We start from the raw sequence: 13546 nt of genomic DNA on the forward strand, positions 1-13546 counted from the left end.
TCTCATTTCCCCTCTTTATTATGTCGTCTCGCCGGAAATTTCTGCACACTTCCGCCGCCGGGCTGGCCGGACTAGCGGCAGCCCCACTCGCCGCTGTGGCCCTGCCGGCCGCCCCGGCCCTGGGCAAACCCATCGTGATTTCGACCTGGGACGCGGGCGTGAATGCCAACAAAGGCGCGTGGCGCATCTTGGGGCCCGGCGGCTACGCCCTCGACGCCGTGGAGGCCGGCGTGATGGTGACCGAGGCCGAACAAGGCTGCTGCGTGGGCCTGGGCGGCAACCCCGACCGCGACGGCGTCGTGACGCTCGACGCCTGCATCATGGACGAAAAATTCAACTGCGGCGGCGTGGCGGCCTTGGAGCGCATCAAGCACCCCATCAGCGTGGCGCGGCGCGTGATGGAGCGCACGCCGCACGTGCTGCTGGTGGGCGAGGGTGCGCAGCAGTTTGCTATGGCGCAAGGCTTTCCGCTGGAGCCGCGCAAGCTGAGCGCCGATGCGGAAAAGGCCTACAAAAAGTGGCTCGAGACCAGCCAGTACAAGCCCGTCGTCAACATCGAGAACTCCAAAATCCGCACCAATGGCCCCGTGGGCGGCCCGCAGAACCACGACACCATCGCCATGCTGGCCCTCGATGCGCAGGGCCGCATCTGCGGCAGCTGCACCACCAGCGGCATGGCCTTCAAGATGCGCGGCCGGGTGGGCGACTCGCCCCTCATCGGCTCCGGGCTGTTTGTGGACCCGGCCGTAGGGGCCGCCGCCGCTACCGGCCAGGGCGAGGACGTGGTGCGCATCGCGGGTGCCCACACCGTGGTGGAGCTCATGCGCCAGGGCCGCTCGCCACAGGCCGCCTGCCAGGAGGCGATTGGGCGCATTGCCGCCATCAAAGGCGTGAAGGCGAAGGACATCCAAGTGGCCTTCATCGCCCTCAACAACCAGGGCCAGACGGGAGCATACGCCCTGCAAAAGGGCTTCAATTTCACGGTGAGCACCACTGATGCGCCAGTGCTGCGCGACAGCGAGTTTTTGCTAAAATGACCCGAATCCTGGAAATCTGCGCGGGGTCGCTGGCCTCGGCCCGGGCGTCACAGGCGGGCGGCGCGCACCGCATCGAGCTGTGTCAGAACCTGGAGCAGGGTGGCATCACGCCTTCCTACGGCCTGATTCGGGCGGTGCGGGCGCAGCTTCAGATTCCGGTATTTGTGCTGATTCGGCCCCGGCCGGGCGGCTTCGTGTATGATGCCGAGGAGCTGGCCATCATGCGGGCTGATATTGAAATGTGCCGCCAGCTGGGCTGCGCGGGCGTGGTACTGGGCGCGCTGGATGCTGCCGGCCACGTGGATATGGATGCCTGCCAAGGCCTCATTGAGGTTGCCGGGAATCTGCAAGTCACCTTTCACCGCGCCTTTGACGCCTGCCCCGACCAGTCCCAGGCACTGGAGGATATTATTGCTCTAGGCTGCCAGCGTGTGCTGACTTCGGGCGGGCAGCCCACAGCATTTGCGGGGCAGGAGCAGCTGGCGGCACTGGTAGCGCAGGCGGCCGGGCGCATCAGCGTGATGCCGGGCGCGGGTATCACGGAAGCTAACATTCAGGCGCTTGCCACCCGCACCGGAGCGCGGGAGTTTCATGCCAGCGCCAAGCGGCTGGTGCCGGCCGACCCGGCTGCCGGGTTATTTCAGACCGAACGTTTTGAGACGGATGCGGTTTTGGTGGCCGGGCTTGTGGCGTAGCTGTAGCGCGGACTTTTAGTCCGCGAGCGGCGGTTGTTCACCCGCGGACTAAAAGTCCGCGCTACGGGTTCTTACCTTTGCCACACTTATGAAAATCGGTATTTTTTTCGGAGGCACTTCGCGCGAGCGGGAAATTTCTTTCGCCGGCGGCCGCACCGTGTTTGATAACCTTGACAAGGCGCTGTTTCAGCCCGTGCCCATCTTCGTCGATAGCCTGGGGCAGTTCATTCTGCTCGACTGGCAGTTTATTTACAAAGGCACCATTCGGGACTTTTACCCGCCGGTGAGTTCGCAGCCGCCTTCGCTGCACCATTTGCAGGTCTACATCGAAAGCCTGGGCGAGCTGAGCCACGACGAGAAGTTCGAGGCCATTGCCAAGGTGGGCCGCAAGATTGACGCCGAGCAGCTGCCGCTGCTGATGGATTTCGCCTTCCTGGCCCTGCACGGGCCGGGCGGCGAGGACGGCGCCATTCAGGGCCTGCTGGAGTGGCTGGGCATTCCGTACTCGGGTTCCGGCATTCTGCCTTCGGCGTTTGGCATTGATAAAATCGCGCAGAAAAATCTACTGAAAGCGCTGGGCCGGCCCACGCCCGATTTCCGCGTCATCACGGCCGAGGAATGGGACCGCACCGACCACGCCGCCACCCTCTCCTACCTAGTGCGCGAGCTGGGCCTGCCGTTGGTGCTGAAAGCGCCGCGCCAGGGCTCCAGCATCGGCGTGAGCATTCTGAAAACCGATGAGTTAGCCAAGTTTGAGGCGGCCATTGACAAAAGCCTATTCCGCAAAATCGTGACGCGGGCCGACTGGCAGCGCCTCGGCGAGCAGGACCAGATTGCCTGGGTGCAGCACCTCACGGACATCCGCGAAGGCATCGGCCTACCGGTGGTTCTCGATGACGAAACCGCGCCCATTTACCACCCCGAAACGCTGCTCTTCACCCTAAATGAGCGGCTGGAAACCGCCGAGGAAGTACGCCTGACTAACATCGATGGCGAAACCCAGGTGCTAGTGGAAAGCTTCGTGGCCGGCCGCGAGTTCTCGTGCATCGTGGTGGAAGACCCGGATGGCGCACCACTGGCCCTCCCTCCTACCGAGATTGTGAAGGGCGAGGAGATGTTCGACTACCGCTCGAAATACCTGCCCGGCCTGGCCCGCAAGGTCACACCGATTGACTTGCCGGAGGATAAAATCCAGGAAATCCGCGAAGCCTGCGAGGAGATGTTCCGCACGTTCGGCTTCCAGGTTTATGCGCGGTTGGATGGCTTTGTGGGGCACGATGGCCGGCTGTTTCTCAATGACCCGAACACGACTTCGGGCATGCTGCCGGCTTCGTTCTTCTTCCATCAGGCGGCCGAAATCGGGCTGAACCCGTCGCAGTTTCTCACCTACCTCATTCGCACCTCGCTGGCGGCCCGCCGCCGCGCCGGCCTGCGCCCGGTGAAGCTGGGGACGCTGTTGGAGCAACTGGATACGGCCGTGGCCGGCCGCCAGCACGAGGCCACCGAGCGCATCCGCGTGGCGGTGATAATGGGCGGCTACTCGTCGGAGCGCCACATTTCAGTGGAAAGCGGGCGCAACATTTATGAGAAGCTGAGCTCGTCGGCCAAGTACGCGCCGGTGCCGGTGTTCCTCACCGGCTCGGCCCAGGAGCACAAGCTCTACGTGCTGCCCGTGAACGTGATGCTGAAGGACAACGCCGACGACATCCGCGAGAAAATTGAGCACGCCGAGGCCGGCGAGGCCCCGCATCCCATCCTGGCCCGCATCCGGCAGGAGGCTAGTGTTATCACCAGCACCTACGCCGGGCAGGCGCTGGCCCAGCCGCGCCGCATCTCGTTCGAGGAGTTGGCGGATATGGTCGATGAAGTCTTCATCGCCCTGCACGGCCGGCCCGGCGAGGACGGCGCGCTACAGCAGGAGTTGGAAAGCTTCAACCTGCCCTACAACGGCTCGGGCGTGGCCAGCAGCAGCGTCACCATCAATAAATTCGAAACCAACAAGCGCCTGCGCGAAGCCGGCCTGCTGGTGGCCGAGCACCGCATGGCTACCAAGCTGGAGTGGCAGGCCGACGCCGAAAGCTTCTACCGCTCACTCGAAACGCAGTTTCCCTACCCCTTCATCGCCAAGCCCGCCGACGACGGCTGCTCCTCGGCGGTGAAAAAAATTAAGAACCGCGCGGAGCTCGAAGCTTTCAGCCAACTCATCTTCCGCACCGACGAAGACCTCATGCCCGGCCCGGCCGAAGTGCTGCACCTGGGCTTCAAGGAGGAATTCCCCCGCAAGGATGCCTTCTTGGTCGAAACCCTCATCAGCCGCGACGGGGCGGCGCATTTCCTCGAAATCACGGGTGGCCTGCTCACTTCTTATGATGAGGACGGCCTGCTCGACATCGAAGTTTTTGAGGCCAGCGAGGCCCTGGCCACCGGCGAGGTGCTGAGCCTGGAGGAGAAATTCCTGGCCGGCGAAGGCCAGAACATCACCCCCGCCCGCTACGACGTGGACCCCGTGGAGCGCCAGCGCATCTCGAACGAGGTGAAGGCCGTGCTGCGCCGCGTGGCCGAAGTGCTCGACATCCAGGGCTACGCCCGGATTGACGCCTTCGTGCGCGTGCGCCAGGAGGGCGAGGTGGAGGTGCTCATCATCGAGGTAAACTCACTGCCGGGCATGACGCCGGCCACCTGCATTTTCCACCAGACGGCGCTGGCCGGCTACACGCCCTACCAGTTCATCGACCGGATTCTGGAGTTTGGCAAGGCACGGGCTGAAAAGGCCGTTGCGCAATAAAAGGTCGTCATTGACCGTCATGCAGAGCGCAGCGAAGCATCTTGTCCGCCATCAGTAATTCCTTCAATTGAATTGCGTTGAGCGGTAAAGATGCTTCGCTGCGCTCTGCATGACGGGCGATTATGACGTTCTTTGGACTCCCAATTACAATACCCACGTTACCCATTCAATGGCTTTCCTCACCTCCAATACTCCGCTCGACGTTGTGAAGCACCTCGTGCTCATTGCCGTGGCGGGCCTGCTACTCGTGCTGGGCTTTTTCTACGTGTACCTGCCCGTGAGCACGCACCACGGCGAAACCATCACCGTGCCCAAAGTGACGGGCATGAACGTGGCCGACCTGGAGAAATATCTCGAAGAGCGCAACCTGAACTACTTCGTGGACGACTCCAGCTACAGCCCTAACATCCGCCCCTTCACCGTGCTGGTGCAGGACCCCGCGCCGGGCGAAAAGGTGAAGGAAGGCCGCAAAATCTACCTCCAGGTGAGCATGAAAAACCCGCCGGTGATTAAGATGCCCAAGCTCACCGACGGCTCTTCCAAGAATGCCATGCTCATCCTCAAAAGCTACGACCTCGTGGTGGGCCAGATTCAGTTGGTGCCCGACCTGGCATCCGGCGCGGTGCTGAAGCAACTGGTGAACGGTAAGGAAATCGCGCCCGGCGCGCCCATCGCCAAAGGCACAAAAGTGGACCTCGTGGTGGGCGACGGCCAGGGCAACCAAACCTTCGCCGTGCCCAACCTTATCAATATGCCCGAGGATGAAGCCATTACGCTACTCGTAGGCCAGGGCCTGCAAAAGGGCGAAGTCTTTGAGCAGCCCGCCGAAGAAGGCCAGGTGGCGGGCACCGTGGTGCGCCAGCGCCCCGTGGCTGGCCCCGATGCCACCATCCGCATGGGCCAGCTGGTGGATATCTGGGTAGCGAAGTAAGCTATTAATTTTCAGCGCAAAGCGGTGCTTTGCGTCGCCGCGCCCGTGCAAGTTTTTTCGCCGGCTCGGCGGCGCGGGGCACCGCTTCGTCGTAATGCACTTTTCCGGACGCTTTGGTCGTTAGGCCCTCAAAATCCTACTAATCTTATGATGACACGATTCCACACGTTGTCCCGCCTGCTACTGCCGGCGCTGCTGCTGAGTGCGGGCACGGCCGCCGCCCAACTCTCCCCTTCCGAGCCCCTGCTGGCCGACCCAAGCCGGGCGGCTTACGCGCCTACGGCCGCCGCCCACACCCAGATGTACCGCACCACGGCGCTGGCCCTGCCTTTCTTCGACGACTTTACCACGCCGCTCAACGGAAACCCCAACCCGCTGAAATGGATGCCCACGGGCGGTGCCTTCGTGAGCAACCGCCTGGCCATTCAGCCCCTCACCCGCGGGGCCGCCACCCTCGACGCCCTGCGCGCCGATGGCCAGAACTACAGCGGCCAGGTGAATATTGTGTACGGGGCCCTCGATTCGCTGGTATCGCAACCCATCAACCTGGGCGGCCTCACCATCAACGATAAAGTGGCCCTCAGCTTTGCCTGGCAGGCCGGCAGCGTAGTGAGCGCCCCCGGGGCCAACGGCGGCACCACGCCCGTGCGCCTGGAGCTATTTGTGAGAACCGATGCCAACCTCTGGGAGCGGGTCTGGATGTACAATGCCCAGCGGGTGCGCACCGGCTTCCGGCAGCAGGTGGTGCTGCTGGAACAAGCCAAATACCTGCATGGCAATTTCCAATTCATGTTCATCGCCACCGGCAACAGCTCCGAAAACCGCGACAACTGGAGCGTGGACTACATCCTGCTGGACCGGGGCCGCACCGCCGGCCTGGCCGACACCACGTTTCTGGATTCGGGGGCTGGGGGCGGCCTCACCGGGGGCATTCCGGCGGGCGGCATGCGCAGCCCTTTGCGCCGCTTTTCGTCGATGCCGGTCTGGCAATTCAACGCCGCCACGCCGCCCAGCAGCGAGCTGGCGGCCAACCTCGGCGTGAACTACAGCAACCTGCGCAGCAGCCTGGCCCCCCTCAACGTGAACGTGCTGGGCACCGTGCAGCAGCTACCCACCGGCCCGGTTATCGGCACCTGGCTGCAGCGGAGCCTGCCCCTGAGCACGCTGCCCCGCCTCACGCCCGTGACCGGCGCGGCCAGCGCCGTGCCCCTGCCCACTACCCCCGATGCCAAGCGCCTGCGCTACACCATGGCCCTGAACTCGCAGGAGCAAAACCCGCTCACGCTGCCCAACGACACCATTTTCCGGGACGTGGAGCTGGCCAATTACTACGCCTATGACGACGGCAGCGCCGAAGGCTCTACCTACCTGCCCCCCTTCGCCAGCGGCCCGCCGCTGGCCTTCGCCTACCGCTTCGACCTGAACCAGCCCGACTACGTGCGCGGCCTGCGCCTGTACCCGGTTTACCCCGCCTCCAGCGTGACCAGCGGCACCCGGACCTTCGATTTCGATGCCCGCCCCGTCACCATCAGCGTGTGGCCTGATGCCAACGGCCGCCCCGCCGCCACCGCCCGGGCTTCCAAAACGGCCACCATCCCGGCTTCTTCTGCGGCTAATATTCCGACCGGCGCGCAGTACTATCAGATTGATTTCGACCAGCCCGTGCCGGTATCGGGCATTTTCTACGTGGGCTTTTCGCAGCCCTCCACCTCAGCCGGCCGCTTCCTGCCCTACGCCGTCGACTACAACAACGGCTTCCCGGCCCAGCACCTGCTGGTCCGCGACAACGCCGGCGTGTGGGACACCACCAATTTCATCTCCGGCCGCGGGGCCCTCATGATGCGCCCCGTGATGACCAACAACGTGGCCACCGCCACCACCGCCGGCCACGTCGCCGCAGCCTACAGCCTCTACCCCAACCCCGCTCACGGCACCGTGAGCATTGCCGGACCGGGCTTTGCGCGGGCCGCCCTGCTCGATGCCCTCGGCCGCGTGGTGTGGGAGCAGCCCGCCGCCCAGGCCGGCAATGCCACCCTGCCCCTGCCCGCGCTACCTGCCGGCCTATACACCGTCCGCCTAACCCTGGCCGACGGCCGCACCATCGGCCGCAAGCTGGTGCTGGAATAGCTGCTGCCATTCAATAAATAAAAAAGCCGCCCGGACAATCCGGACGGCTTTTTTATTGGGACAAGGAGTCTGATTTGGCAGAATTACTTGGCCGGCATCAGTACGGTGTCAACTACGTGCGTTACGCCGTTGCTCGACACCACGTTCGGGATGGTTACGGTGGCCATGCCGCCTTTGGCGTCTTTCAGCATCACGCTGCTGCCGGATTTCATCACCGTCAGTTGCTCGCCTTCCACGGTGGTCAGTACCTGGCCGTCTTTGAGGTCGGCGGCCATGAGGCGGCCGGGCACTACGTGGTAGGTGAGGATTTTGGTGAGCGTGGGCTTCATCTCGGGCGTCACCAGCGAGTTCACGGTGCCGGCGGGCAGCTTATCGAAGGCCGCATTGGTGGGCGCAAACACGGTGAAGGGCCCGGCACTTTTCAGGGTTTCAACTAGGCCAGCGGCTTTCACGGCCGCTACCAGGGTGGTGTGGTCGGCGCTGCCGCCGGCATTATCCACAATGTCTTTATCGGGGGTCATCATGGCCCCGCCCACCATCACTCCGCCGGTGCTGGTGGTGGTGCTCATGGCATCGCCAGTCATGACCATTTCGCCTTTGCGGGGCGTGGTTTTGGACTTCATTTTATCGCCGGCATCCGACTTGCCTTTCACTTTCATCTTGCCATCGTCGGCCATTTTGGTCTTCGTCGTCATGCCGTCGGCTTTCGTCTTGGTCTTTTCAGCGTCACTTTTGGTTTTCATATCCTGCGCGAAGGCGGTGGCCGAGCAGGCGATAGTCAGGGCGAGGGCCGCGAAGAATGGTTTCGTGTTCATGGTGGTGGGAGTTGGAGTGAGAGAAATAGTTGTTATCCAGCCTATACGGCAGCGAAGCAGCATTGGGTTTTACACTTCGGTACTCATTTGCATAAATAGTTTATATATAATATATAAAATAAATATCATTTAAAAAGCATTCATTCCCCTGATTTTCACCGGTGCTTCAAGCGCCCCAACCCTGTACAATGTCCACCCAACAGCGGATAAAATAAAAAACCCCATTTCCAGCTTGGAAATGGGGTTTTTAGTGGTGATGCTAGGAATCGAACCTAGATCAAGAGCTTCGGAAACTCTCATACTATCCGTTGTACGACATCACCAGGTCTGGATAGGACTGCAAAAGTAGCCGCAAAAGCCTCGGCAGCCAAATACCGGGGCCGTTTTTCTACTCGACAGTTGCTTCTGTGCACTAACCGAAAAGCCCAAAAAAGCCTCGCCGATACTATATCGGCGAGGCTCTTAATTTCGAAGCGTCAACGGCTTAGGCAGTGGCCAGCACTTCTTTCACGCGGGCAGCGGCGTCTTTCAGCAGGGTAGCCGAATAAACCTTCAGGCCGCTCTCGTCGATGATGCGGGCACCTTCTTCGGCGTTGGTCCCTTGCAGGCGCACGATGATGGGCACACGGATGTCGCCGATTTTCTTGTAGGCTTCCACCACGCCGTTCGCCACCCGGTCGCAGCGCACGATGCCGCCGAAGATGTTAATCAGGATGGCCTTCACGTTCGGGTCCTTCAGGATGATGCGGAAGCCCGCTTCAACCGTCTGGGCATTGGCTCCACCCCCTACGTCGAGGAAGTTGGCGGGCTCGCCACCCGAAAGCTTGATGATGTCCATGGTGGCCATGGCCAGGCCGGCACCGTTCACCATGCAGCCCACGTTGCCGTCGAGCTTTACATAGTTCAGGTTGTTCTGGCTGGCTTCTACTTCCAGGGGGTCTTCCTCGTTGAAGTCGCGCAGGGCCACGAAATCCTTGTGACGGTACAGGGCGTTTTCGTCCAGCGTCACCTTGGCGTCCACGGCCAGGATTTTGTTGTCCGACGTTTTCAGCACCGGGTTGATTTCGAACATGCTGGAATCGGTTTCGTCGTAAGCCTTGTACAGGGCGGTTACGAACTTCACCATTTCCTTCTGCGCCTCACCTTCGAGGCCCAGGTTGAAGGCAATTTTACGAGCCTGGAAGCCTTGCAGGCCCACGGCGGGGTCCACGTGCTCGTGGTGGATTTTCTCGGGGTGCGCCTCGGCCACTTCCTCGATGTCCATGCCACCCTCGGTGGTGTAGATGATGACGTTTTTGCCCAACGCACGGTCCAGCAGCACACTCATGTAGTACTCCTTCGGCTCCGAAGCGCCGGGGTAGTACACGTCCTGTGCCACGAGCACCTTGTTCACCAGGCGGCCTTCAGGGCCGGTTTGCTTGGTGATGAGCTGCATGCCAATGATGTCCTTGGCAATGTCTTTCACCTTGTCGATGCCTTTGGCGAGCTTCACTCCGCCCCCTTTGCCCCGGCCTCCGGCGTGGATTTGCGCCTTGATGACGTACCAGCTGGTGCCGGTGTCGGCGGTCAGTTTCTCGGCGGCGGCCACGGCCTCCTCGGGAGTGTCGGCCACGATGCCTTCCTGCACGCGGACGCCGTATTTTTTCAGGATTTCTTTGCCCTGATATTCGTGAATGTTCATAAAAACGGGTAAGGGGTGGTTTTGAGCTACGCGACCTTGCGGTTGGTGGCACGAAAGTACGGCGGCCGGCCCTGATTGTAGCAAACGAATGCGCGTGGCGCGAATTTACTGCCCGTACCAGCGGGCCAAAACGGCCTCGGCGGGCTTGTGCTGGGGCGTAAAGTCGGCGTGGCGGCGGGCCGGGCCATCGGCTTGCAAGCCCGGGTACCACTTCCAGATAAACATGCCTTTGAGCCACGGTAGCCCCCAGCAGGCCCGGAACAATGCCTCGTAGCAGCGGGCCTGGGTGGCCTCGTCGGGCGTTTGCAGCATGGCCGTGCGCTCGGGCCATTCCCAAGGCCGGGCGGCGGCATCGGGGGTGGTTTTATAGCCCACTTCGGTGAAGACTACCGGCTTTTTGATTTTTTTCTGCCATCGGGCCAGCTTTTGCAGGTGCGGTTGCCAGCCTATTAGTAATGTATCAAGCGACGGACTAGCAGCCACGCTCAGCGGGAAATAGGCCTGAATGCCCACGTAGTCCAACGCGTCCCAGAACCGGATTTGCTCGTACTCGCCGCTCCAGTTGGCGGCGTAGGTGAGCGGGCCGTGATACACCCGCCGAATCTGGCGAATGAGGCTGCGCCAGGCCTTTTCGTGGGCGGGCTCGGTGGCGTGCTGCAACTCAGTGCCGATGCACAACCCGTCCAGGTGCGCGGCCTCGGCCAGCGCGGCGTAGTGCAGCATAAAGGTGGCGTAACTGGCAAACCACGCATCCCAGGCGGCCGGGCTAGTCATATTAATATCGCCGGGCCAGGTGCTGCGGCCCCGCACCCACAGGTGCGGCTTGAGCAGCGTGCGGATGCCGTGCGACCGGGCCAACCGGGCGGTGGAGGCAATGCCGGCGTCGCTTTCGCCCCACAGGCCGAAGCGGCCACCGGGCCGGGCAGTGTGCATTTGCACGGCCGGCTCGGCGGCACCTGCCTGCCAGCCGAAAGGCATCTGGGCAATCCAGCCGACGTGGTCGCGCAGCAGCGGGGCTAGGTCGGCCTCGGTCACAGAATCGCCGCCCACCCAGCTCACGCCGCGCAGCCGCAGACTGTCTGACGCCACCGCACCCTGACCACGCGGCGCAAATGCCGCCCCAAAGGCCGACGGCATCGTGGCCAAATCCTGGGCTTGGCGGGCGGTTTCGGCAGGGCTGGGGGCGCGGCGCGGCCAGTGCAACAGGCCCAGCAACGGCAGCAGGGCCAGTAAAACCAGCGGCCACCAGCGGCGCACCGAAGAAATAGGAAGCGGCATGGAAGGAAAATGCGTCAAGGCGGGGAATCGGTTTGCGCTTAATTGGCTGGCTACGTATAAGACGCGGCATGGCACCGCCCGGATTGTGCGTAGCTTTGCCACTACCGCATCACTCACGTCTATCGCTGCCCGCCGTTGCTGCAAGCTATCAACATTCACAAGAGCTACAATTCCCTGAACGTACTCAAGGGCATCGATTTGACGATTGAAAAGTCGGAAATCGTGAGCATTGTCGGTTCCTCGGGGGCCGGCAAGAGCACGCTGCTGCACATTCTGGGCACGCTGGATTCGCCGGATTCGGGCGATATCCTGTTCGATGGCGAGTCGGTGAGCTCGCTGGGACGCAACGATTTGGCCCGGTTTCGCAACCGGCACATCGGCTTCATTTTCCAGTTTCACAACCTGCTGCCCGAGTTCACGGCCCTCGAAAACGTGTGCCTGCCTGCCTACCTGGCCGGCCGCTCCGAAAAAGAAGTGCGCGTGCGGGCCCGCGAGCTGCTCGGGATGCTGAACATGGAATTCCGCGCCGACCACAAGCCCAGCGAAATGAGCGGCGGCGAGCAACAGCGCGTGTCCGTGGCCCGCGCCCTGATTAATTCGCCCGAAATCATTTTCGCCGACGAGCCCAGCGGCAACCTCGACACCAAAAACGCCCAGGAGCTGCACCAGATTTTCTTCCTGCTGCGCAAGGAGCTGGGCCAGACCTTCGTCATCGTGACGCACAACGACCAGCTGGCCGAAATGGCCGACCGCAAGATTGTGATGCGCGACGGCCACATTCTGGAAGGCGGCTAAGGGCCGTTTTTCAGTCGAGAACTAAACAAAAGAACGTCAGGCTGTGCCCGCCGTCGCCCTCCTGCAATAGGGCGGCCGGTAGGTTTAGCCTGACGTTCTGGTTTTATTTGGGGCGGCCCTTAGGGCGCGGCTACGTACCACTTATCGCCGGAATCGTCGAAATCGTGGCCTTCGGCGTGGCCGCGGGTGGCGTTGTCGCCGGCATAGTAGTAGAGCGGGTGGCCTTTGTAGGTGAGCTGCTCGCGGGTGCTGGTGGTGTTGCCATAAGGCCCGGCGGTAGTGCTGGGGTCGCGGGTGATGGTGGCAAAATCAGTCGTTTTCAGGGTTGAAGGCGCAACCGGTGCGCTCAGGTAGAAGGCGGGCCAGATGGCGGCGCAGCCCCCCATGCAGTTGGTGGGCTGGGTGGTGGGGCTGCTGTTATCCTTGGCGAAGTAGTACAGGGTGCGGCCCTGACCGTCCACGAGGAAGGTTTTACTGGCCACGACGTGCGTGGTTTTATCCTCCACGTTTTTGCTGGCCAGCATGACGTTGTAGGCCGGGTTCACCACGTGCCAGATGCCGCCGATGGCATTGCCGCCGGTGAGGCCGGGGGCTTCACGGGTGTTTGCGCCGCTGGTAGCCGGGGCGTAGTAGTAGAGCGGCCAGCCTTTGTAGGTGGTTTGCGGGCGGCCGTCGGTGGTGTTCTTGGTGGCGAAATCGGCCGCTTTCAGGGCTTTGGGCACTTTCACGCTGGCTTCGTAGTACACTGGCCACTGAGGGTTGCAGGTGGCGCTGGTGCAGGTGTTGGTGCCGTCGATGTCGCGGGCGAAGAAGTAGAGCGTGTTGCCGTTGGCATCGGTGAGGTAATTGCCAAGCGTGGCCGAGGTAGCCACTTTCACGTTGGCCACGGCATCGGGGTCGTCGGGCGTGTTGGTGGAGTCCTTTTTGCAGCTGACAACCACCAGGCTCAGCAGGCACAGCAGGGCCAGCCCCAGGCTAAGCGACCACAGGCGCAACGATGGAGAATTTATTGATTTTTGCATGACTTGTAAGGTGTAAGAAGTTGGTGTAAAATGGTTTGCAGCAAGAATTTCAAGGAGAAACAGGCACAGAAAAACCCACACTCCCCCGGCCGGCAAAGCCGGGGAGCAGTCACGGCAGCGCCGGAGGCAGAAAAAAATCGGGGAAATGCAGCAGGCAGCGCCAGGAGCAGCCGGAAACGCAGCGCCGGGTTCCCAGGCCGGGCGCGGTTTGGTCGGCTTTGCTGAGCGCGTCTCCACGCGGGCTTTGGGATGGCCTGCGGGCGTCGGGGGTACAACTACCTACTCGGAGCGGGCCGGCAAAAGGTTGTTTGAGGGGTTATAAAATCAGCGAGCCCTCCCACCGCCTCCCCGCTTCAGGCCGACGGGCCGGCGGCTGGACT

10 protein-coding genes and 1 tRNA gene are annotated in these 13546 nt (G+C 62.2%); 6 read left to right on the forward strand and 5 right to left on the reverse strand.

What is annotated here, in order from left to right:
* Window positions 1-20: 20 nt before the first annotated feature.
* The 5 genes from ACYU70_RS06850 (at window position 21) to ACYU70_RS06870 (ending at window position 7575) form a co-directional block, all read left to right on the forward strand.
* Window positions 21-1037 carry a N(4)-(beta-N-acetylglucosaminyl)-L-asparaginase gene (locus ACYU70_RS06850; RefSeq protein WP_342296630.1) on the forward strand — a complete coding sequence of 339 codons (1017 nt, stop codon included), beginning with the start codon at window positions 21-23 and terminating at the stop codon, window positions 1035-1037.
* Window positions 1034-1732 (forward strand): copper homeostasis protein CutC, encoded by a 699-nt coding sequence (locus ACYU70_RS06855; protein WP_342296631.1) that lies wholly within the window; start codon window positions 1034-1036, stop codon window positions 1730-1732. The genes ACYU70_RS06850 and ACYU70_RS06855 overlap by 4 nt, the downstream gene beginning before the upstream one ends.
* A gap of 88 nt (window positions 1733-1820) precedes the next feature.
* A complete protein-coding gene (locus ACYU70_RS06860; RefSeq protein ID WP_342296632.1) occupies window positions 1821-4517 on the forward strand; it encodes a D-alanine--D-alanine ligase family protein in 2697 nt (898 codons plus the stop codon).
* A gap of 169 nt (window positions 4518-4686) precedes the next feature.
* Window positions 4687-5448, forward strand: a complete 762-nt coding sequence (locus ACYU70_RS06865) for a PASTA domain-containing protein (RefSeq protein ID WP_342296633.1) — start codon at window positions 4687-4689, stop codon at window positions 5446-5448.
* A 147-nt stretch (window positions 5449-5595) separates the two neighbouring features.
* On the forward strand, window positions 5596-7575 hold the full coding sequence (locus tag ACYU70_RS06870) for a T9SS type A sorting domain-containing protein (RefSeq protein WP_342296634.1): 1980 nt from the start codon (window positions 5596-5598) through the stop codon (window positions 7573-7575).
* Between the two features lie 83 nt (window positions 7576-7658).
* Here ACYU70_RS06870 and ACYU70_RS06875 read toward each other — a convergent pair whose 3' ends face one another.
* The 4 genes from ACYU70_RS06875 to ACYU70_RS06890 all read right to left on the reverse strand — a co-directional run bounded on the left by ACYU70_RS06875 (window position 7659) and on the right by ACYU70_RS06890 (window position 11349).
* Window positions 7659-8165 carry a fasciclin domain-containing protein gene (locus tag ACYU70_RS06875; protein WP_425293319.1) on the reverse strand — a complete coding sequence of 169 codons (507 nt, stop codon included), beginning with the start codon at window positions 8163-8165 and terminating at the stop codon, window positions 7659-7661.
* A gap of 476 nt (window positions 8166-8641) precedes the next feature.
* Window positions 8642-8713: transfer RNA gene (locus ACYU70_RS06880), tRNA-Arg, on the reverse strand.
* 161 nt (window positions 8714-8874) lie between these two features.
* The gene (gene sucC, locus ACYU70_RS06885) at window positions 8875-10071 is read right to left on the reverse strand and encodes an ADP-forming succinate--CoA ligase subunit beta (RefSeq protein WP_342296636.1); all 1197 of its coding nucleotides are present in this window, start codon (window positions 10069-10071) and stop codon (window positions 8875-8877) included.
* A 105-nt stretch (window positions 10072-10176) separates the two neighbouring features.
* Window positions 10177-11349: a glycoside hydrolase family 113 gene (locus tag ACYU70_RS06890; RefSeq protein WP_342296637.1), complete on the reverse strand. Its 1173-nt coding sequence runs from the start codon at window positions 11347-11349 to the stop codon at window positions 10177-10179.
* A gap of 135 nt (window positions 11350-11484) precedes the next feature.
* On the opposite strand from ACYU70_RS06890, the gene ACYU70_RS06895 reads away from it, so the two are divergent.
* Window positions 11485-12144, forward strand: a complete 660-nt coding sequence (locus ACYU70_RS06895; RefSeq protein ID WP_342296638.1) for an ABC transporter ATP-binding protein — start codon at window positions 11485-11487, stop codon at window positions 12142-12144.
* Between the two features lie 119 nt (window positions 12145-12263).
* Here the strand turns inward: ACYU70_RS06895 and ACYU70_RS06900 are convergent, their stop codons facing one another.
* Window positions 12264-13166: a COG4315 family predicted lipoprotein gene (locus ACYU70_RS06900; protein ID WP_342296639.1), complete on the reverse strand. Its 903-nt coding sequence runs from the start codon at window positions 13164-13166 to the stop codon at window positions 12264-12266.
* Window positions 13167-13546 lie beyond the last annotated feature (380 nt).

Source organism: Hymenobacter segetis, from assembly GCF_054776495.1.

What these genes read in the sequence shown, in the direction of transcription:
- ACYU70_RS06865 (WP_342296633.1), top strand. Translation starts at nt 4,687, where the DNA reads ATGGCTTTCCTCACCTCCAATACTCCGCTCGACGTTGTGAAGCACCTC.
- sucC (WP_342296636.1), bottom strand. Translation starts at nt 10,071, where the DNA reads ATGAACATTCACGAATATCAGGGCAAAGAAATCCTGAAAAAATACGGC.
- ACYU70_RS06900 (WP_342296639.1), bottom strand. Translation starts at nt 13,166, where the DNA reads ATGCAAAAATCAATAAATTCTCCATCGTTGCGCCTGTGGTCGCTTAGC.
- ACYU70_RS06860 (WP_342296632.1), top strand. Translation starts at nt 1,821, where the DNA reads ATGAAAATCGGTATTTTTTTCGGAGGCACTTCGCGCGAGCGGGAAATT.
- ACYU70_RS06855 (WP_342296631.1), top strand. Translation starts at nt 1,034, where the DNA reads ATGACCCGAATCCTGGAAATCTGCGCGGGGTCGCTGGCCTCGGCCCGG.
- ACYU70_RS06875 (WP_425293319.1), bottom strand. Translation starts at nt 8,165, where the DNA reads ATGGTCATGACTGGCGATGCCATGAGCACCACCACCAGCACCGGCGGA.
- ACYU70_RS06870 (WP_342296634.1), top strand. Translation starts at nt 5,596, where the DNA reads ATGATGACACGATTCCACACGTTGTCCCGCCTGCTACTGCCGGCGCTG.
- ACYU70_RS06850 (WP_342296630.1), top strand. Translation starts at nt 21, where the DNA reads ATGTCGTCTCGCCGGAAATTTCTGCACACTTCCGCCGCCGGGCTGGCC.
- ACYU70_RS06890 (WP_342296637.1), bottom strand. Translation starts at nt 11,349, where the DNA reads ATGCCGCTTCCTATTTCTTCGGTGCGCCGCTGGTGGCCGCTGGTTTTA.